Origin of the sequence: Porphyrobacter sp. YT40, assembly GCF_006542605.1 — a bacterium.
GTDB lineage: Bacteria > Pseudomonadota > Alphaproteobacteria > Sphingomonadales > Sphingomonadaceae > Erythrobacter.
In genome coordinates, this window is the sequence record NZ_CP041222.1 from 2,221,433 (window position 1) to 2,243,800 (window position 22,368).

At 68.2% G+C, this 22,368-nt stretch carries 24 protein-coding genes; 18 read left to right on the forward strand and 6 right to left on the reverse strand.

The window, feature by feature from the left end:
- The first annotated feature begins 47 nt into the window (after window positions 1-47).
- The 7 genes from recN to E2E27_RS10420 all read left to right on the forward strand — a co-directional run bounded on the left by recN (window position 48) and on the right by E2E27_RS10420 (window position 6,996).
- Window positions 48-1,715 (forward strand): DNA repair protein RecN, encoded by a 1,668-nt coding sequence (recN, locus tag E2E27_RS10390; RefSeq protein WP_141458915.1) that lies wholly within the window; start codon window positions 48-50, stop codon window positions 1,713-1,715.
- Window positions 1,712-2,002 carry a hypothetical protein gene (locus E2E27_RS10395; protein ID WP_141458917.1) on the forward strand — a complete coding sequence of 97 codons (291 nt, stop codon included), beginning with the start codon at window positions 1,712-1,714 and terminating at the stop codon, window positions 2,000-2,002. Before recN ends, E2E27_RS10395 begins: the two co-directional genes overlap by 4 nt.
- 112 nt (window positions 2,003-2,114) lie before the next feature.
- Complete coding sequence (locus E2E27_RS10400; RefSeq protein WP_141458919.1) at window positions 2,115-3,029, forward strand: alpha/beta hydrolase family protein; 915 nt, start codon at window positions 2,115-2,117, stop codon at window positions 3,027-3,029.
- A 6-nt stretch (window positions 3,030-3,035) separates the two neighbouring features.
- Window positions 3,036-3,416 carry a putative quinol monooxygenase gene (locus tag E2E27_RS10405; RefSeq protein WP_353653619.1) on the forward strand — a complete coding sequence of 127 codons (381 nt, stop codon included), beginning with the start codon at window positions 3,036-3,038 and terminating at the stop codon, window positions 3,414-3,416.
- A complete protein-coding gene (ligA, locus tag E2E27_RS10410; RefSeq protein ID WP_141458921.1) occupies window positions 3,406-5,469 on the forward strand; it encodes an NAD-dependent DNA ligase LigA in 2,064 nt (687 codons plus the stop codon). The genes E2E27_RS10405 and ligA overlap by 11 nt, the downstream gene beginning before the upstream one ends.
- Before the next feature lie 22 nt (window positions 5,470-5,491).
- The gene (locus tag E2E27_RS10415) at window positions 5,492-6,499 is read left to right on the forward strand and encodes a hypothetical protein (RefSeq protein ID WP_141458922.1); all 1,008 of its coding nucleotides are present in this window, start codon (window positions 5,492-5,494) and stop codon (window positions 6,497-6,499) included.
- Window positions 6,496-6,996: a CinA family protein gene (locus tag E2E27_RS10420; RefSeq protein WP_141458924.1), complete on the forward strand. Its 501-nt coding sequence runs from the start codon at window positions 6,496-6,498 to the stop codon at window positions 6,994-6,996. The genes E2E27_RS10415 and E2E27_RS10420 overlap by 4 nt, the downstream gene beginning before the upstream one ends.
- On the opposite strand, the gene E2E27_RS10425 is transcribed toward E2E27_RS10420, so the two are convergent.
- A complete protein-coding gene (locus E2E27_RS10425; RefSeq protein WP_141458926.1) occupies window positions 6,993-7,664 on the reverse strand; it encodes an SDR family oxidoreductase in 672 nt (223 codons plus the stop codon). The genes E2E27_RS10420 and E2E27_RS10425 overlap by 4 nt on opposite strands.
- A 183-nt stretch (window positions 7,665-7,847) precedes the next feature.
- Between E2E27_RS10425 and E2E27_RS10430 the strand changes: the two genes are divergently transcribed.
- The 3 genes from E2E27_RS10430 (at window position 7,848) to E2E27_RS10440 (ending at window position 10,681) form a co-directional block, all read left to right on the forward strand.
- Window positions 7,848-9,023, forward strand: coding sequence for a sterol desaturase family protein (locus E2E27_RS10430; RefSeq protein ID WP_141461797.1), 1,176 nt, complete (start codon window positions 7,848-7,850; stop codon window positions 9,021-9,023).
- Between the two features lie 90 nt (window positions 9,024-9,113).
- Window positions 9,114-9,473 carry a YciI family protein gene (locus tag E2E27_RS10435; protein WP_141458928.1) on the forward strand — a complete coding sequence of 120 codons (360 nt, stop codon included), beginning with the start codon at window positions 9,114-9,116 and terminating at the stop codon, window positions 9,471-9,473.
- Complete coding sequence (locus tag E2E27_RS10440) at window positions 9,449-10,681, forward strand: RNA polymerase sigma factor (protein WP_234036018.1); 1,233 nt, start codon at window positions 9,449-9,451, stop codon at window positions 10,679-10,681. The genes E2E27_RS10435 and E2E27_RS10440 overlap by 25 nt, the downstream gene beginning before the upstream one ends.
- Here the strand turns inward: E2E27_RS10440 and E2E27_RS10445 are convergent.
- From E2E27_RS10445 to E2E27_RS10455, 3 genes are read right to left on the reverse strand one after another with little or no spacing between them, the layout of a single operon-like run.
- Window positions 10,674-11,585, reverse strand: coding sequence for a 50S ribosomal protein L11 methyltransferase (locus tag E2E27_RS10445; RefSeq protein WP_141458930.1), 912 nt, complete (start codon window positions 11,583-11,585; stop codon window positions 10,674-10,676). The genes E2E27_RS10440 and E2E27_RS10445 overlap by 8 nt on opposite strands.
- Entirely contained in the window at window positions 11,582-12,505 is a 924-nt protein-coding gene (locus E2E27_RS10450; protein ID WP_181443408.1) for an MBL fold metallo-hydrolase, read from the reverse strand. The genes E2E27_RS10445 and E2E27_RS10450 overlap by 4 nt, the downstream gene beginning before the upstream one ends.
- Complete coding sequence (locus tag E2E27_RS10455) at window positions 12,495-13,220, reverse strand: SDR family NAD(P)-dependent oxidoreductase (RefSeq protein ID WP_141458934.1); 726 nt, start codon at window positions 13,218-13,220, stop codon at window positions 12,495-12,497. The genes E2E27_RS10450 and E2E27_RS10455 overlap by 11 nt, the downstream gene beginning before the upstream one ends.
- Window positions 13,221-13,328: 108 nt before the next feature.
- Here E2E27_RS10455 and sdhC point away from each other — a divergent pair, with 108 nt between their 5' ends.
- The 6 genes from sdhC to E2E27_RS10485 are packed head-to-tail and all read left to right on the forward strand — an operon-like array spanning window position 13,329 to window position 18,074.
- Complete coding sequence (sdhC, locus tag E2E27_RS10460) at window positions 13,329-13,709, forward strand: succinate dehydrogenase, cytochrome b556 subunit (protein WP_141458936.1); 381 nt, start codon at window positions 13,329-13,331, stop codon at window positions 13,707-13,709.
- Window positions 13,710-13,721: 12 nt separating this feature from the next.
- Window positions 13,722-14,108, forward strand: a complete 387-nt coding sequence (gene sdhD, locus E2E27_RS10465) for a succinate dehydrogenase, hydrophobic membrane anchor protein (protein ID WP_141458938.1) — start codon at window positions 13,722-13,724, stop codon at window positions 14,106-14,108.
- Complete coding sequence (gene sdhA, locus E2E27_RS10470) at window positions 14,108-15,976, forward strand: succinate dehydrogenase flavoprotein subunit (protein ID WP_141458940.1); 1,869 nt, start codon at window positions 14,108-14,110, stop codon at window positions 15,974-15,976. Before sdhD ends, sdhA begins: the two co-directional genes overlap by 1 nt.
- Complete coding sequence (locus tag E2E27_RS10475; protein WP_141458942.1) at window positions 15,973-16,467, forward strand: hypothetical protein; 495 nt, start codon at window positions 15,973-15,975, stop codon at window positions 16,465-16,467. Before sdhA ends, E2E27_RS10475 begins: the two co-directional genes overlap by 4 nt.
- A complete protein-coding gene (locus E2E27_RS10480) occupies window positions 16,464-17,006 on the forward strand; it encodes a hypothetical protein (protein ID WP_141458944.1) in 543 nt (180 codons plus the stop codon). The genes E2E27_RS10475 and E2E27_RS10480 overlap by 4 nt, the downstream gene beginning before the upstream one ends.
- 33 nt (window positions 17,007-17,039) lie before the next feature.
- The gene (locus tag E2E27_RS10485) at window positions 17,040-18,074 is read left to right on the forward strand and encodes a C13 family peptidase (protein ID WP_141458945.1); all 1,035 of its coding nucleotides are present in this window, start codon (window positions 17,040-17,042) and stop codon (window positions 18,072-18,074) included.
- On the opposite strand, the gene E2E27_RS10490 is transcribed toward E2E27_RS10485, so the two are convergent.
- Window positions 18,031-19,635 carry an esterase-like activity of phytase family protein gene (locus tag E2E27_RS10490; protein WP_141458947.1) on the reverse strand — a complete coding sequence of 535 codons (1,605 nt, stop codon included), beginning with the start codon at window positions 19,633-19,635 and terminating at the stop codon, window positions 18,031-18,033. The two genes, E2E27_RS10485 and E2E27_RS10490, sit on opposite strands and share 44 nt — an antisense overlap.
- Before the next feature lie 192 nt (window positions 19,636-19,827).
- On the opposite strand from E2E27_RS10490, the gene E2E27_RS10495 reads away from it, so the two are divergent.
- Window positions 19,828-20,160, forward strand: a complete 333-nt coding sequence (locus E2E27_RS10495) for a BlaI/MecI/CopY family transcriptional regulator (RefSeq protein WP_234036263.1) — start codon at window positions 19,828-19,830, stop codon at window positions 20,158-20,160.
- Entirely contained in the window at window positions 20,157-21,872 is a 1,716-nt protein-coding gene (locus E2E27_RS10500; protein WP_141458950.1) for a M56 family metallopeptidase, read from the forward strand. Before E2E27_RS10495 ends, E2E27_RS10500 begins: the two co-directional genes overlap by 4 nt.
- A 3-nt stretch (window positions 21,873-21,875) precedes the next feature.
- On the opposite strand, the gene E2E27_RS10505 is transcribed toward E2E27_RS10500, so the two are convergent.
- A complete protein-coding gene (locus tag E2E27_RS10505) occupies window positions 21,876-22,367 on the reverse strand; it encodes a hypothetical protein (RefSeq protein WP_141458952.1) in 492 nt (163 codons plus the stop codon).
- Window position 22,368: the final 1 nt, after the last annotated feature.

The following is a 22,368-nucleotide window of genomic DNA, read 5'->3' on the forward strand; positions in this document are numbered from 1 at the left end:
CGTTCTTCAGGTGACGCGCGCCAGTCTGTGCGCTATCTGTTCCGCCGATGCTGACCCGCCTGTCGATCCGCAATATCGTCCTCATCGAAGCGCTCGATCTCGATTTCGCGCGCGGGCTGGGCGTGCTGACCGGGGAGACGGGGGCGGGCAAGTCGATCCTGCTCGATGCGCTGGGGCTGGTGCTGGGCGACCGTGCGGACAGCGCTCTGGTGCGCGCTGGGGAGGACAAGGCCAGCGTCACCGCCAGTTTCGAATTCGCCGCACTTCCGCCCGCCATCGCCGCCGCGCTCGACGATGCCGATATCGCCATCGAACCGGGCGAGCCGCTGCTGATCCGGCGGCAGGTGCGCGCGGACGGGGGCTCGAAGGCCTTCATCAACGATGCCCCCGCCAGCGTCGCGCTACTGCGCGAACTCGCGCCGGCGCTGGTCGAACTCCACGGCCAGCACGACGATCGCGGGTTGGTGAATCCGCGCGGGCACCGGGCGCTGCTGGATCGCTATGCAGGGACGGACGTGGCCGGGCTGGAGCGCGCCTATGCCGACTGGGCGCGGGCCGAGGCGCAATTGTCCGAGGCGCGCGATGCGGTGGAGCAGGCCAAGGCCGATCAGGATCTGCTGATCGCGCATCTGGCCGAACTCACCGAGCTGGAGCCGGTCGCGGGCGAGGAAAACCGCCTCGCGCTGACCCGCGCCGACATGCAGAAGGGCGAGAAGCTTTCCGGCGAGTTGGAAGCGCTGCGCCATGTGTGGGACGGTTCGGATTCGCCGCTCGCGTCCTTGCGGGTCGCGGCGCGCAAGCTCGATCGGATCGCCGATCAGCACGCTTTGCTGACCGAGGCGCTCGCCGCATTGGACCGTGCGGTGATCGAAGCGAGCGAGGCCGAGGACAAGCTGCGTCTCGCCGCCGAGGCACTGGTTCACGATCCGCACGAGTTGGAGCGCGCCGAAACCCGGCTGTTCGAACTGCGCGCCGCCGCCCGCAAGCACCGCTGCGAGGTCGACGATCTGCCCGAACTGATGCGCACCATGCGCGCGCGATTGGACGCGATCGAGGGCGGGGAGGCGCAACTGGATGCGCTCGAAGCCGCCGCGAAGGAAGCGCGCGCCGCCTATGTCGCACTGGCCGAAGCCGCGCACGCCGCGCGGGTCGCGGGGGCAGGGCGGCTGGATGAAGCTGTCGCGGCGGAGCTGGCTCCGCTCAAGCTCGACGCTGCAAGGTTCCGCACCAGCGTTACCGCGCTTCCCGAAGATCGCTGGAACGCTTCCGGGATGGATGCGGTCGAGTTCCTGATCTCGACCAACCCCGGCGCGGACTTTGCGCCGCTGAACAAGATCGCGAGCGGAGGGGAATTGTCGCGCTTCATCCTCGCGCTGAAGGTCGCGCTGGCCGAGCAGGGCGGGGCGGCGACGATCATCTTCGACGAGATCGACCGCGGCGTCGGCGGGGCGGTCGCCTCGGCCATCGGCGAGCGGCTGGCGCGGCTCGCCTCGCGCGAGGGGCAATTGCTGGCGGTGACGCACTCGCCGCAGGTCGCCGCGCGCGGGGTGCAGCACTATTTCATCGCCAAGGCCTCCAGCGGCACGGTCACGCGGACGAGCGTGGTGCTATTGGATAGCGCCGGGCGGCAGGAGGAAATCGCACGGATGCTCTCCGGCGCCGAGGTAACGCCCGAGGCGCGCGCGCAGGCGGACCGGCTGCTGGAGGGGGTGTGATGTTCGTCGGCGGGATTGGCGATGGCATTGCGGCAATCTTCATCCTTGCAGGCCTCGGCCTGGTGTTCATCGTCGGGTCGTTGATGGCGGTCTTTTTTAAGATTATCGGCGCTGCAACCGGGCGCGCTGTTTTGTGGGGTTTCGGACTGCCGCTCGCCGGACTGATCGTGGTGATAGTGTCCGGCTGGATTCTTAAGCCGGACCGATCCGAAAAGGCCACGCCGACCGGAATCCCGATCGAGATTGAACGGGATGCGAAGGCGGACCGCTTGCAGGAGGGGGTGTGATTTGGACTTCAGTTTCCGCAAACACCCGTCACCCTGAACTTGTTTCAGGGTCCATTTCTCCCATAGCACCGTCCGCGCTCCGGCTCGCGATGGATGCTGAAACAAGTTCAGCATGACGAGGTTCGACGTGCCCCGGTTTTTTCCAGCCCTTCTCCTTCTCGCCGCCTGCACTCCCGCCACCCCCGCGCCCGAGGAGGCTCCCGCCGCCGTGCAGCCCACCCATTCGACCTATGGCACCGACGCCAACCTCGCGGCCTCGCAGCCCGACGCGATCCTGCGCTATGCCGATCATCCGCGCGGCTTTGCCGAATTGCGCCTGCCGCAAGGCAACGGCCCGTTTCCGCTCGCGGTGATCTATCACGGCGGGTGCTGGAAGACCGGCATCGCCTCGCAGGCCTACATGGCCCCGCTCGCGACACGCTGGCAGCAACAGGGCATCGCCACGCTCAACGTCGATTACCGCGAGGTCGGGGACGGCGGCGGGTGGCCCGGATCCTTCGCGGATTGGGCGGCCTCGGCCAGGCTGATTGACGAGGTCGCGGAGAATTACCCCATCGACCGCGCGCGGGTGACGCTGGTCGGCCATTCGGCGGGCGGCCTGCCGGCGCTGTGGCTGGCGCGCGGTGACGGGGCGGACGGCCCGGTCGGTGCGCGCGCGGCAGTGCCGGTGGCAGGCGCCATCGTGCTCGACGGGCCGGGCGATGTCGGGGCCGAGCGGCCCGCTTTCGACGCGCTGTGCCAGTTCTCGGCGGTCGACCCCTTCATGGGCGGCGAGCCCCAGCGCTTTCCCGAACGCTACAAGGCGATCTCGCCTTCCACGGCAACGCCGCAGTTGGAGCAGCTGCTGTTCGTGCAGGCGAAGCTGCCAGCGCCGTCTGCCGCGACGCAGGCGGCGATTGCTGCGGGTGGGGCCCGGGTGAACGTGCGCGAGAATGCAAGCGCGAGCCACTTCGCCATCATCACGCCCGGCAATTCCGTCTATACCGCGAACGAGGCGGCGATGCTGGCCGTGCTGAAGGGCGATTAACCGACCATGATGGAAAGACGCGAATTCATCGGCGCTGCGGCGCTGGCTTTGCTGGCCAGCTCTGCACCCGGGCTGGGGATGGGGAATGACATGGAAGAAATCTACGGACTGATCGGTCAGCTCAAGGCCAATGCGGGACAGCGCGCCGAACTGATCGCGATCCTGCTGGAAGCCTCGCAGGCGATGGAAGGCAACCTGCTCTATCTGGTGGCAGAGGATCTCGAAGACCCGGATCTCATCTGGATAACCGAGGTGTGGCGCACCCGCACCGACCACGCGAACAGCCTGAAGCCCGCAGCGGTACAAGCGGCCATCGCGCGCGCCCGGCCATTGATCGCGGGCTTCGGCCTGCGTGCGGAAACGCGTCCGGTGGGCTATGCCGGTTGAGCTCTCCGAGGCTGAGGCTGCCAATGAGCTGATGCGGCTCGCCAAGGCCATCGCGCATCACGACCGGCTCTACCATGCCGAGGATTCGCCCGAGATTTCCGACGCGGAATATGACGCGCTGGTGCGCCGCAATGCCGAGTTGGAGGCGGCTTTCCCGCATCTGGTGCGCGCGGATTCGCCGTCGCAGAAGGTCGGCCATGCGATCGCGGCCTCACCGCTCGGCAAGGTCACACACGAGGTTCGCATGATGAGCCTCGACAATGCCTTCAGCCCCGAGGAAGTCGCCGAGTGGCTGGCGCGGATGCGGCGGTTCCTCAACCTGCCCGAGGGTGAGCCGCTGGCGGTCACCACCGAAGACAAGATCGATGGCCTCTCCTGCTCGCTGCGTTACGAGAACGGCAAGTTGGTGCGCGCCGCGACGCGCGGTGACGGGCAGGTGGGCGAAGACGTGACGGCCAATGTCGCGCACATCTCCGACATCCCGCAGCAGCTCCCGGAAGGCGTGCCCGAGGTGTTCGAAGTGCGCGGGGAGGTCTATATGGAAAAACAGGCCTTTACCGCACTCAATGCTGCGCAGCATGAAGCGGGTGGAAAGCTGTTTGCCAATCCGCGCAACGCCGCTGCCGGGAGCCTCAGGCAGAAGGATGCGAACGTCACGGCGAAGCGTCCGCTGCGGTTCTGGGCGCATGGCTGGGGCGCAGCCTCGGCGGTGCCGGGGGCGACCCAGACCGAGGTGGTCGAGACCTTGAAGGCATGGGGCTTCCCCGTGTCGCCGTTGTTCGCGCGGGTGGAGGGCGGGGCGGAGGCCTTGGTCGCGCGCTTCGACGCGATCGGCACGGCGCGGCCCGATCTGCCCTATGATATCGACGGCGTGGTCTACAAGCTCGACCGGCTCGACTGGCAGGAGCGGTTGGGCTTCGTCGCCAAGGCCCCGCGCTGGGCGCTGGCGCACAAGTTCCCGGCCGAGCGCGCCGAGACGGTGGTGGAGGCGATCGACATCCAGGTGGGCCGCACCGGGAAGCTCACCCCTGTCGGCAGGCTGGCGCCGGTGCTGGTGGGCGGTGTCACCGTCACCAACGTCACGCTCCACAACCGCGACGAGATCGCGCGGCTGGGCCTGCGCGTTGGCGACCGCGTAGTGATCCAGCGCGCGGGCGATGTGATCCCGCAGGTGGTGGAGAACCTGACCCGCGATGAGGATCGCCCCGCTTTCGCCTTCCCCGACCACTGCCCCGAATGCGGTAGCGAGGCGGTCGCGGAAGAGGGTGAGGTCGATGTGCGCTGCACCGGCGGGCTGATCTGCCCGGCGCAGCGCACCCAGCGGCTCGAACACTTCGTCAGCCGCAAGGCGCTCGATATCGAGGGGCTGGGCGAGAAGACCATCGCGCAGTTCTTCGCGCTGGGCTGGCTCGAAAGCCCCGCCGACATCTACCGCCTGCGCAAGCGCCGCAGCGATATTCTGGCGCTGGAAGGCTGGCAGGAGAAGTCGGTCGACAATCTGCTCGCCGCGATCGAGGCCAAGCGCGCGCCCGATGCGGCGCGGCTGCTGTTCGGCCTTGGCATCCGCCATGTCGGCGAGGTCACCGCGCGCGATCTGATGAAGCACCTGCACGAGTTGCCCGCTCTGCGCACCCTCGCCGAGCGCGCCCATGCGGGCGATGCGGAAGCCATTGCGGAGATCACCGCCATCGACGGCATTGGCCCCAGCGTGGTCGAGGCGCTCGGCGATTTCTTCCACGAACCGCACAATGTCGCGGTGTGGGAGGATATCCTCTCCGAAGTCTCCCCGCCGCGCTTCGAGGTCAAGACCGTCGCCAGCCGCGTGGCGGGCAAGACCGTCGTCTTCACCGGCAAGCTCGAGACCATGAGCCGCGACGAGGCAAAGGCGCAGGCCGAACGCCTGGGCGCCAAGGCGGCGGGCAGCGTTTCTGCGAAAACCGACCTGCTGGTTGCCGGGCCGGGGGCGGGATCGAAGCTCAAGAAGGCCGCCGAACTCGGCATCGAGGTGGTCGACGAGGCAGGCTGGGCGGCGATCGTCGCCGAGGCCGGTTGACGCGGCGCGGCAGGAGAGTGCGATGATCGTCGTGAAGCGAAAGGCCATGCTGCTCGCCGCCCTGTGCCTCGGGCTCGGTGCCCCGACGATGGCGCAGGAAACGCGCGCCGAGGCCCCGCCGGTCCCGCCGACCTTCTCGACGACCGCCGAGCGGATCACCATCCCATTTGCACCGCCGCTCGGCACGCCGCTCACCTATCGACTGCGGTTCGAGCGCAAGCGGGCGAGCGGGGACAGCGTGGTCGAATTCGACCAGCGCCTGACCTTCGCGACAACCGAGAACGGCTACGCCCTGACGCTCGAGGCGCTGGCGATGAGCAGTGAGGGGCAGCGCTTCGATCTCACCGATCCGCAGGTGCTCGGGCAGTTGCCGGCCGCGCTGCGGGTCTATTTTCTGCCGATGGTGGTCGAACTCGATTCGGCTGGCGACATGGTCCGGATGCGCGATTGGCCCGCCTTGCAGGACAGCCTGCGCGCCATGCCCGAAGCGGTGGCGAAACTTGCGGGCGAGCCGGTGGACAAGGGCGCGCTGGCGGTGGTGCGCAGCGTGCTCGATCCCTTCATCAACGCTTCGGCCGAAGAAGCCCCGGCGCTGATGATCCGCGGTTGGCCCGTCGTGTTCGGCTATGGCGGGCTGGAATTCGTTTCCGGCCGCACGCTCGAGGGGACGACCGAGATCGACACGCCGCTGTGGCCCGACCCGATCCCGGCGACATTGCAGATCGTGACGGTCCGGATGCGCGATGGCCAGATCTATCTGGTGCAGGATGCCAAGTTCGATGACGAAACGCTGCGCATGGTCATGCTCTCGTTGATCGAGCGGATCAAATTGCGCGCCACCACGAAGGGGACCGCCGCGTTGGCAGAAGAAATCAACTCGCTCAGCATCACCGACCGGATCGGCATCAATATCGATCCCGTCACCGGCCTGCCGGTCACCGCGCGCATCACCCGGTCCACCAGTGCCACCATGCCGACCGGGCCGCTGGTGAATGGCGAGATCACCACAATCACGCGGATCGCGCCGTGAGTGATCTTCTGCGGGAGCTGCACCCGCAGGCGCAGCGAATTGCCGGCCTGTTACGCGAGCGGGGCGAGAAAGTCGCAGTGGCGGACGGCGCGACCGGCGGTCTCATCGCGGCGAGCCTGCTGACGGTGCCGGGGGCGTTGGAGTTCTTCGTGGGCGGCGGGGTGGTCTATTCCTTCCACGCGCGCGACGTGCTGTTCGCTCTGCCGCGCGAGGCCTATGCGGGAATGCGCGGCGCGTCGGAGGATTACGCGCTTCTGCAAGCCCGTGCGATCCGTGACAATTTTGGCGCGGCATGGGGGCTGGCGGAGAGCGGCTCGGTCGGCGGTTCGTCCCACCCCAGCGGCGCGCTCGCCGGGCGCAGCGTGGCCGCGCTGGCGGGGCCGGGGGGCGCGTTCACCCGCGCCCTCGACACCGCCAGCGATGACCGGATCGCCAACATGGCCGCCTTCACCCGCAACGCGCTCGCGCTGCTGGAAGAGACGCTCAAGGGCTCCTAGTCGTTGGGCATCAGATAGATTTCGCGCACCGCGGATGTGCGCGGCTGTTCCAGCGCGAAGACGACTGCGGCGGCGACATCCTCGGGCTGGAGCTTGTCGGGCTTGGGCTCGTCGAAAAAGGCGGTGTTGACCATCCCCGGCGCAATCACCGTCGCGCGGCCGCCCCACTCGCGCATTTCCTCGGCAATGTTTTCCGACAAGCCGTGGATGAACCACTTGGTCGCCGAATAGACCGATCCCTTCATGTGATCGCGCCCGGCCTTGGAGCCGGTGACGACGAAGTGGCCCTTGGTCTTGCGCAGGTGCGGCATCGCGGCATGGGCGGTATAAAGCACGGCGAGGATGTTGAGGTGGATCATGTCGTGCCAGTCCTCGGGATCGCCCTTTTCGATCCCCGGCTTGTCGGTGCCCTTGCCGGCATTGGCGAAGACCGCGTCGAGCCCGCCGAAATGGCTCACGGCCTTGTCGATCGCTTCGCCGAGCGCTGTGCGGTCGTTGACGTCGCAGGGCAGCGTCAGCGCGGCATCGCCAAGTTCGCCGGCGAGATCGGCGAGCTTGTCTTCGGACCGCGCGAGCAGCGCGACGTTCCAGCCTTTTTCCACGGCAGCGCGCGCGGTGGCGGCGCCGATGCCGGAGGATGCGCCGGTGATGAGAAGGGTGCGGGACATGGGATGCTCCTGTCTGGATTGGTTCATGGGCTTCCCTCAACCAAGCCGTGCAAGGGCCGCAGGGTTCCACGCAACATCGCGGTCAGGCCGCACCTCGCCGTTGGGGACGAGCCGCGCGCCGCTAGCTGTTCGGTAACCATGCCTGTGTTATAAGTTTGCAAGAACAGGGGCATGGGGGGCGCCATGGCAGGCTATTTCGACAGACTGATGCGCGATCTGGAATCGCCGGTCGCCGTGCGGCGCTTTGGATCGGGGTGGTTCGCGGGCTTCTTCGCGCTGCTCTTCGCGGTGAGCGGCTTGGCGATGGTGATCGCGCTGAAATTCCCGGCATGGTTCACGACGCCGGAATTGCAGATCCTGCGCGACTGGCCGGGTTTCCGCAGCGCGATCCACCTGATCCTGCTGGCGAGCTATGCGCTGGCATTGCTCAGCCTGCTGCTGCGCCCGAGGAAGGTGCTGGGGATGACAGCGCTGGCGATCGGCCTCGGCGCGGCGTTGCTGGGCGGCGCGGCCGTGGAGGCCGACAATCCCCGCAGCTGGGGGATGTTCTTCGGGCTCGATTTCTTCATCGTCAACCTGCTGGCGACCGGCTTCATGTTCGCGCCGCTCGAACGCTTCGTGCCGCACCGGCGCGAACAGCGCCTGTTCCGGCACGAATGGCGCGAAGATCTGTTCTACTTCCTTGTCAGCACGATGTTCGTGCAGGTGCTGGCTTTCCTGACACTGGCGCCCTCGCAGATCATCAATGCCAATACGAGCAGCTGGGAGGCGTTCCGCGCGGGCGTGGCGAGCCTGCCGTGGGTGGTGCAGTTCCTGATCGTGCTCGTCGCCTCGGACATGCTGCAATATTGGTATCACCGGCTGTTCCATCAGGTGCCGTTCCTGTGGGGCTTCCACGCGGTGCACCACAGCGCCAGGAGCATGGACTGGCTAGCGGGATCGCGGATGCATATCGTCGAGGTCATTCTGCTGCGCGCGGTGACCTCGCTGCCGCTGTTCACGCTCGGTTTCTCGGCTTCGGTGATGCAGGCCTATATCGGTTTCATCTATGTCTGGTCGTCGCTGCTGCACGCCAATGTCGGGGGAGACTTCAACCGGCTCGGCCACTGGATCGCCACCCCGCGCTTCCACCACTGGCACCACGGGCTGGAGCGCGAGGCCTTCGACGTGAATTTCGCGATCCACTTCCCGTGGATCGACAAGATGTTCGGCACCTTTCACCTGCCCGAGGGGCGCTGGCCGAAGGATTACGGCATCCCCGAGGATGTGCCCAAGGGCTATGGCGGGCAGTTCCTCTATCCCTGGACGCGCACAGGCAAGAAGCTCGATGAGAGCGGCGGGGCGGAGCCTGCGGAATAAATTTCGCGGGCCGCTGTCGAATCCGTCTTGGCAGATGCGTCTCCGTGTCGGAGCCTCGCCATTCCGGCGGGGCGAAGACGGAGACCTGCGATGCAATTCATGCTGATGATCAACGAGGACGAAAGCGCCTATGCCGGCGAGGGCGGCGCGGCGCTGCTGGAACAGGTGCTGGCCGGACATATGAAGCTCGCCGAGGATCTGGTGGCGGCGGGCGTGCCCTTCTCGGGCGAGCGGCTGAAGCCTGCCGCGACCGCCACGACGATCCGCTGGGATGGCGGCAAGGAAAGCCTGCACGACGGCCCCTTCGCCGAAACGCACGAGGAGCTGGGCGGCTTCTACATCATCGACGTCGCCAGCCTTGACGACGCGCTGGCGTGGGCGCGGCGCATCCCCGTTCCCAAAGGCGGGATCGAAGTGCGCCCGGTGTGGCCAATGGGGGCCGAGGGCTGAGCGGGCTCGCCGACGCGATCATGGCGGCGCGGCCCCGCGTGGTGGCCGCGCTTGCCGCCCATCTGCGCGATCTCGACGCGGCGGAGGAGGCCTTCAGCGAGGCGGCCGCGCGCTGCCTCGCGCTGGCCGATCCGCCGCGCGATGTCGCCGCATGGCTGTTCGTCGCCGCCAAGCGCTGCGCAGTGGACGCGATCCGCAAGGCGAGGGGCGACGCGCGCAGGGCCGCGCGGCAGGCGGAGGTTTCCGACATGGCCGACATCCTGACGCTTCCCGAGCCGATCCCCGACGAGCGACTGCGGCTGCTGTTCATCTGCTGCCACCCGGCGCTCGGGCCAGAGGTGCGCGCACCGCTGGCGCTCAAGGTGATATGCGGCCTGCCGGTGAGCGCCATCGCGCGGCTGTTCGTGGTGAGCGAGCCAGCGATGTTCCAGCGCATCACCCGCGCCAAGGCCAAGGTGCGCGAGGCGGGGATCGCATTCGAACTCCCCCCGCGCCGCGACTGGCCCGAACGGCTGAACGCGGTGCTGCTCGCGCTGGAACTGGCCTTCACCGCCGCCTATGCCGATGCGGGCGGGGAGTTGTCGGCGGCGCTCGAAGAGGATCTGGGCGCGGAGGTCGAGCGGCTGGCGCTGCTGGTCGCCGAACTGCTCCCCGAAGAGCCCGAGGCGATGGGCCTTGCCGCACTGGTGCTGCTCGCCCGCTCGCGCAAGGACGCGCGGCTGGACGGGGCGGGGGCGATGGTGCCGCTCTCGCAGCAGGACGTTGCGAAGTGGGACCATGTGCGGATCGGACAAGCGCGCATCCTGATGGAAAGGGCGGCGCAGGCGGGTCGCTCGGGCCCCTATCAGGTGATGGCCGCGATCCAGCTGACCCACACCCGCCGCGCCTTCGACGGGGTGGTGGACTGGAATGCGGTGCTGCGGCTCTACGATGCGCTGCTCGCGCTGCGCCCTTCGCCGATGGTGGCGCTCAGCCGCGCATTGGCGCTGGCGCAGACCGACGGGGCAGGGGCCGGGCTGGCCGCGCTCGACGCGCTTCCGGCCGAGCGGCTTGCGCTCGCCCGCCCGTGGCACGTCGCGCGCGCCGATCTGCTGGCGCGGGCTGGCCGCCCCGGGGACGCCGCCGCCGCGCTGGACAAGGCAATGGCGCTCGATCCCCCGCGCGCCGAGCGGCTGTGGCTGGAACGCTGGCGGGCGGGGCTTACCTGATCCGCCTGCGCCGCCGCAGCCACAAGATCGCCCAGTCGCCGCGCTGAAGCCGGGCCGCCATGCGGAAACCAGCCAGATGCATCGCGCGCTTGACCGCCGCTTCCTGCTCGCCCGCCAGCAATCCGGCCAGCAGCAGGCTGCCGCCGGGGCTCACCGCCCTGGCGAAATCGGGCGCGAGGCTGACCAGCGGCCCGGCGAGGATGTTGGCGATCAACAGGTCATAGGGCCCGCGCAGCTGCAACAGCGGATCGTCCATCCCGTCGGCGATAATCATCACCGCTTCGCCTGCGCCTGCGCCCATGGGCACGGCGTTAAGCCGCGCGTTCTCCTCGACCACGCCGGTGCAGACCGGGTCGATATCGGTGAGGGTAAGGGTGATGCGCGGCCACAGCGCGAGTGCGGCGAACCCGAGCAACCCGGTGCCCGTGCCGATGTCGGCGACATTCCGCGCCACCACACCGCTCGCCTTCATGTGCCCTAGCATTTCGAGGCATCCGGCGGTCGTCTTGTGCTGGCCGGTGCCGAAAGCCTGACTGGCCGGGATCACGAAGTCGATCAGATCGGGATCGGCGGGGTAGTCGGGCGTGTGCACGTGAAACCGGCCTGCGCGGATCGGCGGCGCGTTGTGCTGGCTCAGCGTTACCCAGTCCTCGGGCGGGAGTTCCTCGACCGCGATCGTGGGAGCCGTGCCCTCGAACAATCCGGCGAGCGCCCGCTTCTCCGCCGCGCCAAGCTTCCTCGGATACCAGCCTTCGAGCACCCACTCGTCGGGTCGGTCCTCGGCCACTTCGCGCCCGGCGATGACGAGCTCGTAGTCCCAGTCGTCGATCAGGTCATGCGCCAGCAGCGCCGCCTGCACCACGGGCTTGGGCGCATGGGCGGTGAGTTTCCAGGTAGTGCTCATTTCGCCACCGCTTCCTTGGCGAGGCGTTCGTCCAGCGCCTTGATCTTGCTGGCGGCATATTCAGCGCAGGTCGGCCCGCCCTCGAAGCTACCGGTCGCGGCGCGTGCGATCATGTCGCTGGCGGAAGGGTGGGGGGTTAGCAGGATGTCGCACTTGAGGCTGCGCAGCCGCTCCAGTCCTGCGCGAAACTCCGCGACATATTCCGGATGATCGGAAAATCGGTAATCGTCTCGGCTGATGGCGGAGAGGCTGTCGGCATAGACGATGGTCTTGCACACCTCCTTCTCGCACGACTCCCACTGCCAGCTGAGCGCGCCGGGGGTGTGGCCGGGTGTAGCGACCGGGGTAAAGGCGATGCCGCCGAAGGTGACCGGGCGACCGGGTTCGACCGGGATCACGTGCGGGGCAGGGCGCATCGGATCGTGCATCCCCGCCTGCGGATCGCGCGGGTCGTCCTTTCCGGTTCGGAACACGGCGTCGGCTTCCGGCGAGGCGAGCACGGGCGCCATTGTATAGATCTGCGCCGCAGCCATGCCGCCGACATGGTCGAAATGCTCGTGGCTGTAGAGCAGCAAGCCGATATGCTGCGGGTCGTAGCCGATCCGCCCGACATTGCGCAGCGCGTGCCACACGCCGGTTTCGGTGCCGGTGTCGATCATCACGGTGCCGTTCTCGCCCGCGACGAAGAGCACGGTGATGCCGCAAGTGCCGACATAGAAGGTATTGCCATGGACCCGAAAGGGCGGGGCGGGCTTGTCCCAATCGTCCCAATCCTTGCACGCGCGCGCCCATTGGTCGGGCCGTGCAACCCGATCCTCGGTATCGATCGTCATTTGCGGTTGCTCGGCGGCAGGCTGGGGCTGCGCGGCGGCGTCCGCGCCGCTCGCGAGTAGCGCGAGGGCGAGAAATTTAGCGGACAAAACTCGCTCCATTGGCGTCGATTACCGCGCCGGTCATGCTGGGGGGCGCATCGAGCGCGCAGAAGGCGATGATCGCCGCGATCTCCTCGGGCGTCGCGACCCGGCCCAGCGGGATGTCGGCCAGCAGGCCCGGCCCGCCGCGGCTGGCGAGATAGTCGTCCGCCATGCTGGTGTCGGTGAAGCCGGGGGTGACCGCGAAGCTCAGGATGCCCTGTCCGGCATAGGCGCGCGCGATGGTCTTGTGCATCCCCACCATCCCGCTCTTGGCGGCGGCATAGTGCCAGTGCGCCGGGCTGTCCCCGCGATAGGCGGCGCGGCTGGCGACATGGACGAGCCGCCCGCCGAAGCCGCGGCTCTGCCAGTGCAGCACCGCAAAGCGCGACAATTGCGCCGCGCTGGTGAGGTTCACCCGCAGCGTATCCTCCCACGCATCGAGCCATTCGATATCCGAGCGGTCGAGCCGGTTCGCTTCGAACCGCCCGGCATTGTTGACCACCGCGTCGATCTCTCCGCCCGCGATCTCGAGCGCCTGATCCCACAGCGATTGCACCGAAAGCGGATCGCCGAAATCGGCGGCGATGATCGGCAAGCCGGTGTCGTTTGCGGGCTCCGGACGCGAGGCGTGCCCTATGACCTTGACCCCCCGCGCTGCGAGAGCATCCAGCGCCGCCCTGCCAATTCCGCGGCTTGATCCGGTTACAAGAATGTGTCCCATGCAATCGCCTATCCAGAAATTTGCAAGTCCTGTCCACTGCTCGCCGCTTGCCTCACGCGGCAGGGGCGCTAAGTGGGAGGCCACATACAGGGACCAGACGGGATCATCATGAATCAAAGACCGCTTTCGCCCCATCTCCAGATCTGGCGCTGGGGGCCGCACATGCTGGTATCGATCCTCCACCGCGCGACCGGCGACGGGCTGGCGCTGGTGGGCCTCGGCGTGCTGCTGTGGTGGCTCGGCGCGCTCGCCAGCGGGCCCGAGGCTTACGATACCTTCCAGACCGTGATGGGATCGATCCCCGGCATGGTGGTGCTGGTGGGCCTCAGCTGGGCCTTCTTCACCCACATGATGAGCGGGCTGCGTCACTTCGTGCTCGATATCGGGGCGGGCTACGAGCTCGACACCAATCGCATGTGGTCGATCGCCTCGCCGATCATCGCTGTCGTCCTTACCGCGGCCTTCTGGGCCGTGATCGTGCTGCGCTGAGGGAGCGGAAACATGGGTAACGGAACCTCCATCGGACGCGTACGCGGGCTTGGCGCGGCGCATCACGGACCGCATCACTGGCTGGTGCAGCGCTTTACCGCGATCGGCAATGTGGTGCTGATGAGCTGGCTCTTGGTCAGCCTCGCGCTGCTGGGCGATTACAGCCATGCCAACGTGGTCAAGTGGCTCTCGCAGCCGCTCTCGGCGACGGCGATGATCCTGCTGATCGTCAGCCTGTTCTGGCACGCCCGGCTGGGCCTTCAGGTGCTGATCGAGGACTATGTCCACGAAGCCGGCACCAAGTTCGCGGTGCTCGCCGCGCTCAATCTTGCAACCATCGGCGGCGGCGCCTTCGGGATTTTCAGCGTCGCCGCGCTCGCATTCGGAGGTAACGCCTGATGGCAACCGCAGCAGCACCCGGCACCGCCAATGATGTCGGCGGGGCGCATCTGAAGGGCGCTTACAAGATCATCGACCATACCTATGACGTGGTGGTGGTAGGCGCGGGCGGCAGCGGCCTGCGCGCCACGATGGGCGCCGCGGAAAGCGGTCTGCGCACCGCCAACATCTCGAAGGTGTTCCCCACACGAAGCCACACCGTCGCGGCGCAGGGCGGGATCGCCGCCTCGCTCGGCAACAACTCGCCCGATCACTGGACCTGGCACATGTACGACACCGTCAAGGGGTCGGACTGGCTGGGCGATCAGGACGCGATCGAATATCTCGCGCGCGAGGCTCCGGCTGCGGTCTATGAGCTGGAACACGCTGGTGTGCCCTTCAGCCGCAATGCCGATGGCACGATCTATCAGCGCCCCTTCGGCGGCCACATGCAGAACATGGGCGCCGGCCCGCCGGTGCAGCGCACCTGCGCCGCCGCCGACCGCACCGGCCACGCGATGCTCCACGCGCTCTACCAGCAGTCGCTGAAGTACGACGCGGACTTCTTCATCGAATATTTCGCGCTCGACCTCATCATGGACGAGCGGGACGGGGTGAAGCAGTGCGTCGGCGTGATGGCGATGTGCCTTGACGACGGCACGATCCACCGCTTCCGCGCGCAGTCGGTCGTGTTGGCGACCGGCGGCTACGGGCGCTGCTACTACACCGCCACCAGCGCCCACACCTGCACCGGCGACGGCGGCGGGATGGTGCTGCGCGCGGGCTTGCCGCTGCAGGACATGGAGTTCGTGCAGTTCCACCCGACCGGCATCTACGGCGCGGGCGTGCTGATTACCGAAGGCGCGCGCGGGGAGGGGGGCTACCTCACCAACTCCGAAGGCGAGCGCTTCATGGAGCGTTATGCCCCGTCCGCGAAGGACTTGGCCTCGCGTGACGTAGTTTCGCGCTCGATGGCGCTCGAAATGCGTGAAGGGCGCGGCGTGGGGCCGGAGGGGGATCACATCTATCTCCACCTCGACCACATCGACCCCAATGTGCTGGCGCAGCGCCTGCCGGGCATCACCGAAAGCGGCAAGATTTTCGCCGGTGTCGACCTGACCCGCGAGCCGCTGCCCGTCACTCCGACGGTGCACTACAACATGGGCGGCATCCCGTGTAATTATCACGGGCAGGTCGTGACGCTGGGGCCGGATGGCAATCCGGATACCGTCATCCCCGGCCTCTACGCCGTGGGCGAGGCGGCCTGCGTTTCGGTGCACGGGGCGAACCGCCTCGGCTCGAACTCGCTGATCGATCTCGTGGTCTTCGGCCGCGCGACCGGCCACCACCTGCGCGACAACCTGACGCCCAATGCCAAGCAGCCGGAACTGCCGGCGGATAGCGCGGACTTCGCCCTGACCCGGCTCGACCACTTCCGCTATGCGCAGGGCGGCTCGCCCACCGCGCAGATCCGTGCCGAGATGCAGAAGGCGATGCAGAAGCACTGCGCCGTGTTCCGCGACCAGAAGCTGATGGACGAGGGCGTCGCCAAGCTCGCCGAGCAGAACAAGCGGATGGAGGACATCCACGTCACCGACAAGTCGCTGATCTGGAACTCTGACCTTATCGAGACGCTGGAGCTCGACAACCTGATGGCGCAGGCCAATGTGACCATGGCGAGCGCGGCAAACCGCAAGGAAAGCCGCGGCGCTCACGCACACGAGGACTTCCCCGATCGCAACGATGCCGAGTGGATGAAGCACACCATCGCCTGGTTCGACGGCTGGGGCGGTCGCGGCTCGAACAGCCGGATCGATTACCGCCCGGTGCACGAGTACACTTTGACTGACGACATCAAGTATATCGAGCCCAAGGCGCGCGTGTATTGATGCACTTGCGGCGGGCAGGACTGGTGGTTGCACCGGCCCTGCTTGCGGGGTGCTCGCTGGCTGCCGATCGGGCGGAGGAGGACGCCCCTGCTCCGCCCGCTGACGCCACAGACGTCGAAACCACCGATCTTGAGGGCGAGGCGCTCGCTGCGGTAATCAGGATGGACACCGGCCGGAGCGATTCGGTGCCGGAGAACCTGATCGGCACCTGGACGTATTCGCACGACGAGTGCGAGAAAGAGGGCGGTCCGCCCGAAAATCGCGATATCAGGGCATCGATAGGCTTCGAGGCGGACCGCACCTACGCGATGGATGTAGAGGGCTTTCCGTCTTCGGGCAGCTATCGCTACGAGGGCGGCAATTATCCGCGCATCACACTCGACAACTGGCTCAATTTCGCAGTGGTCGGCGACACCCTGCAGAACTGGAGCGAGGGGGATGCGGTCTACCAGTGCGGCCGCGTCTTCGTGCGCGCAGGAGGCTCTGGTTGACACACGCTGGTGGCAAGGTCGCGCGGCGGCTCGCGTGGTATTGGCCGATGGAGCTGGCCAATGCCGTCCTCGTGCCCGCGATGGTGCTGTTGCTGGTGGCGACCTCTGGCGGCGGTGTGAACTGGCCGACCCTTGTCACGCTGGTGCCGGTTATCGGCCTGCTGGTGATCGGCGGGCTTTATTGGCGCGCGAAGCTGCATGAAATCCGTGGTGACAGGCGCGCGCTCGGCAAGGTGCTGACGCTTGCCGACCGGGCGCAGTGGCCCATGCTGGCGATGACTGCGCTCGCGCTGGTTCTCGGGATCGCAGGCTGGCTGATTCCCATACCGGGGAACGACGCGGCCAATCGCTGGGCCGCGCTGGGGGCGAGCCTGCTCGCGCTGGCGGAATATGTGAATTACTACCATCGCCAGCTCCAGCATTTCGACAACGGGCCAGATTTTCGGCGGCTGCTGGCTGGCGAGGGCTTCCGCCCTGCCAAGATGGCGGTGGACCTCGCGGCGTGGCGCGCAGGAAGGGTCGCACAAGAGCGCGCTTGACGGTCTGTCCGCGCGCGGGCAGCTTGCCCTTAGATGAACAGGGGCAGGATCATCATGGGGCTCGTTGCGGCATTGCTCGCCGCGCCCGCGCTATCCCAGTCATCAGCGCCCAATCCCAACCAACCCCCGCCGCATACCGCGCCCTGGCCCGATCTCGGCAGCGGGGAGAGCCGCGCGGATCGGCGCAAGTCATTCGAGGCCAGCCCGGAACTGCACAGGGGGTTCTCCGCCGCCCAAAGGCGCGAGCAGCAGCGCAGGCTCGATGCCGCGCTTGCGGCGCTTGCGCCCCAGCGCGCGGGCGTGGCCGAGGCCTACGTGCTCACCGTCGCGCTCGACAGCGATCCCGTCTTCGCCCGCGAGGCGCGGGAGGCGGCGCGGGTGCTGGGCGCGCGCTACGGGGCCGAGGGCCGCACGGTGACGCTCGCCGGACCGGACGGCACCCGCGACGATGCGCCGCACGGCTCGATCTCCGCTCTGCTGCTGGCGATCAGCCACCTCGGCAGCGTGATGGACGGGGGCGAGGATGTGCTGGTGCTCTACACCACCAGCCACGGGGCGGATATCGGCCTCGCCTACCACTACGGCGACAGCGGTTATGGCATCCTCTCGCCCGTCAGCCTCAAGCGCGCGCTGGAGGAGGCGGGAATCCGGCGGCGGGTGCTGATCCTCAGCGCCTGCTATTCGGGGGTGTTCGTCCCCGTGCTCGCCAGCCCCGACACCGCGATCCTGACCGCTGCCGCGGCCACGCGCTCCTCCTTCGGCTGCGTGGCGGAGAACGACTGGACCTTCTTCGGCGACGCGCTGATCAACCGCGCGCTGCGCCAGCCCGTCAGTCTCGAGGAAGCCGCGCGGCAAGCGGGGCGCTCGGTCGCCGACTGGGAGGCGCAGGCGCGCTTTCTCGCCTCGCTGCCGCAGGTCAGCATCGGGCCGGAGGTAGGCACCTGGCTCCCGGCGCTGGAGGCGGGCAAGCCGCGCATTGCCAGCGCCCCGGTCGGTCGCCCCGCCTTCGACGAGACGGTGCTGGCTACGGCGCGGGCGAAGAAGGCGCCGCCCGCCGCGCCGCAATGATGGTGACGGGGGCGGCGAGCATCTGCCCCTTCATCACGCCTTCGCCAGCCTCGGGATCGCGCGCGGCGGCGTGGATACTCGCGATCACCGCCATGCCGTCGGTGACGTGGCCGAACACTGCAAAGCCATCGCGCCAGGCCGGATCGGCGGCGGCGGGATCGGCGTTGAAGCCGGTCTGATCCTCGATCATCACGAAGAAATCGCCGTCCGCGGTGCCCGGCGCCCCGCGCGCCATCGCCAGCGCGCCGTGGACGTGGGAGAGGCCGGTGACGGTGGTCGGCTCGTGCGCGATGGCGGGGAGCACGCGCGCGGGATCGTTGCGCGCGCCGCCCTGCACGATGCCCGAAGGCACCCGCTCGCCCATCAGGTCCATCGCGCGGTAGAAGGTCGTGCCGTCGAAGCGGCCCTCATCGACGTAGCGCAGGAAATTCCTCGCGGTGACGGGCGCGCGTTCTGTTTCGAGCGCGATGGTAACCGGGCCGAGGCTGGTCTCCAGCACCACTGAGACAGAGGCAGCCTCGGGAAAGGGGCGCTCAGCCGGGCGGGCGGCGGGTGATTCGGCGAAATCCTCCGGCGTCAGCGGGGCGGGGCCTTCTGGCGGGGGCTTCAACTCGAACTTCATCAGCAGCGTGCGCTGGCAGCCGGGCTTGTCGCCATCCCCGCAATTGCGGAAGTTGTCGTCCGAGACGAGGTAGAGAAACGTCTTCCCCGGTGCCTCGCGCACGGCCAGCCCCTCGAAATTGTCGAGCAGCAGCGGCGGGGCGAACACGGCGAGGGTGGTGGAGGCGTTGTCAGGCGCAAGCGAGACAATCGCGGCGCGGTTGCCCTCGCCGGCGTTGTAGCTGCGAAACAAAACGTAGCAGGTGCCATCGGCCTTGCAGGCGGCGTCGGTCGGAACGCCGCCTGCCGCCGCAATCCCCTCGGGCGCGGCGAGGTGGAAGGGGGCCGCGCCGCTTTCGGTGACGCGCAGGCAATTGGGGCGCGCCGGGTCGACCCATTCGCCGCAGGCCAGGAGCCCACCGGGGAAGGCCGCGAGCGTCTCGATCCCGGCATTGGCATCGGCTCCGGCGACGAGCGCGGCGGCGCGCTCCTCCACCCCTGTGGCGGGACCGGCGAGGTCGGCATAGCGCCAGATGCGGTGATCCTGTTCGAAGCTGACCAGCCATTCGCCCGAGGGCAGCCGCGTGATCGCTTCGGCATCGCCGCGCGTCTTGGCGGTCAGCTCGTCCCCCTTGGCATCCAGTAGCGGCGCGAGCCCGATCGACGAGACATCGACCAGCCGCGCGCCCAGATCCTCGGGCGTCATCACCACCCGCCGCCCGTCATCGGCGACCGCGTAAAGCCGCCCGTCGTGCCATTCGAGCCCCGAGAGCCCGCCGATCTTCGCAATGTCGGGCGTGATCTCCACGCCGCCGCGGAAGATCAGCTCGCCCACCGCAGTGTCGGTCTCTCCCGCGACCAGTTCGGCGGGGTTGGTGAGCGGGAAGAACTCCTCCTGCGCGGCGACGGGGTGGGCCAGCGCAAGGGCGCAGAGGGCGGTAAGGGCGCGCATCCATGTCATTCGTCCGGGTGTATCGCCGCTTCAACGAAGCGCAAGCCGGGAAGGCGCTCATTCATCCGCGCGCAAGGTTTACAGATGTAGTCGCTATGACTACAGGTGTAATCAGAGCAAGGGAGATGCGCTGTGAGCCCCCCCGAAGACACGTCCGATACCCCGACTGCCGATCGCATCACCGAAGCCGAACACGCGGTGATGGAAGTGCTGTGGGATCGCCCGCGCCGGACCGCTGCCGAAGTGTGCGACGAGGTCTGCGCGCAGAAGGGCTGGAGCCTCGCGACGGTCAAGACCCTGCTCTCGCGCCTTGTCCAGAAGGGCGCGCTCGCTGCCGAGCCCGATGGGCGGCGCTTCCTCTACACGCCGAAGATCGCCCGCGCGGCCTATGTCGGCGGCGAATCGCGGCGGCTGGTCGACCGGCTGTTCGGCGGCAGCGCGGCGTCGCTGGTCGCGCATCTGGCCGAGAGCGAGGCGCTTTCCGAGGCCGATCTCGCCGAGATCGAGGCGCTGCTGAAGGAGCTGCGGCCATGATCGGGAGCATGATGGAGACGCTGGTGTGGACCGGCGTGCTGATCGCAGCGGTGCTGTTGCTGCGCCGCCCGGTGACGCGGGTGTTCGGGCCGCAGGTCGCCTATGCCCTGTGGGCGCTGCCCGCTGCGCGGCTGGTGCTGCCGCCGCTGACCTTGCCCGCATGGATGGCGCCCGAGGCGGCCGCCCCCGCGCCAGTTCCCGCCGACGCGCCGCTGACCGCCGCCCCGCACGCTGCCGTTTCTTGGCAGGCCGCAGGCGATGCTCCGGTGCCACTTGCCGCCAGCCTCTCCGCACCCGCTGCCGATCCGGTCTCGGCGGGCTTCGATCTGCTGGCGTGGCTCGATGCCTTGCCGCTGGCCGAAATCCTGCTCGCCGTGTGGCTGGGCGGGGCGGCGGTGACGTTGTGGCGGCGGTTTGGGGCTTATTTCGACCTGCGCGATGCGCTGCTGGCCGAGGGCCGCGAGATGGGCCGCGCGCCCGGCGCTCTGGGCGGCCTGATCGGTACGATTCGCCTCGTCGAAACCCCCGCGACCACCGCGCCGCTCGCCTTTGGTGTGCTCGATCCGGTGATCGCGCTGCCGCCCGGTTTCATGGCGCTGCATGACCGGCCCGCACGCGATCTCGCGCTGGCGCACGAGCTGGCGCACCACCGCGCGGGCGATCTGCTGGTCAATATCCTCGTCCAGCCACTGTTCGCGCTGCACTGGTTCAACCCGCTCGGTCGCTATGGCTGGCTGGCGCTGCGCCGCGATCAGGAAGCGGCCTGCGATGCGCGGGTGATGGCGCATCGCTCCGCCCATGAACGCGCCGCCTATGCCGCGCTGATCGCCCGCTTTGCCGCCGCCCCCGGCGGTGCCCACCACGCCGCGCTCACCGCCCCGATGGCCTGTCCGGTCTTGGGCGAGACGTCGATCATCCACCGCCTGAGGAGCCTTGCCATGTCCGATCTTTCCCCCCGCCGCCGTATGGCGGGCCGCGCGCTGCTGGGCGCGGGCCTGCTGGCGCTGCCGCTGACCGCCTCGATCTCCTACGCTGCGAGCGAGACCGTGCCCGAAGCGCCTGCCGCTCCCGAACCGCCCGCGCCGCTGGCCCCGACCGCGCCGCCCGCCGCCCCCGATGCACCGCTGCCGTCCGAAGGCCCTGCCGCCCCGCAGCCCCCCGCGCCGCCGATGGTCGTCATGATCGACGAGGATGGTGCGAAGGTCGCAGGCGACACTGAAGTGACCGAACACGCTTGGACCGATAAGGACGGCAAGCAACACCGCACCCGCTTCGTGTTCCGCTCGGCACCCGACGGTGCGATGCTCGCCCGCCAGCTCGAAGGCGTACACGCCGCCCAGGGAGCCGAGCGCGAGGCAATGCTCGCCGCTCTGCGCGAGGGCCTCGCCGAAGCCGAGCGTGTGCGCGCCGAACTGCCGCAAATTCTCGAACAGGCCTTCGCCGCCAGCGAAGAGGCCCGCAAGGCTAGTCAACGGGTTGTCGTCCGGCAGGAATGCAAGCCCGGCAGCGAGGAGGTCTCGGAGACCACCACCAAGGATGGCGTGCAGGTCGTCAGCATCTGTCAGAAGCGCATCTTCGCCTCGGCCCGCAAGGGACTGGAGGAAGCCCGCGCCGAAATCGCCGCCGACCGGGACATCCCCGAGGAAACCCGCAAGCAGGTGCTGCGCACGCTCGATCAGCAGATCGCGCGCTGGAGCGACAAATCGCTCTAGGCGCTACTTTTCCATCGCCTTCGGGCGGGCCGGATAGGCGCAGCCCCGGCCCAGACCCCAGCCTTTGAGAAACGCGCGGCGTACCATCCCCGCAGTGTATGCGGCGCGCAGGGCGCGGTCATTGCTGGCCGCGCCCGTCACTTCGCGCAGGATCCCGCGGAAGGGGAGGATCGAGCCGACCACGCTCTGCCCGATCCGCCCTTCGCTGAACCGGTCGCTGCCATCGTCGAGCGCGATGTCGTAATCGGCGCCCAGCTCGCTATCGAGCGCGGCGATTTCGGTGACCAGCGCGTCGCACTTGTCCATCCCCTGCGTCGCATAGGGATCGCGCACCGCCACTTGAAGCACCTCGGGAATGTCGCGCGCGTCGATATTGAGATCGCGCAAGGGGGTCTTGGCGACTTCGGTGGCGTCGGGCTCGGGCATGGACTGCGCATGAGCGGCGCTGCCGAGGCCAAGGGCAAGCACGGCGGCGAGGATGCGGGTGGTGTTCATC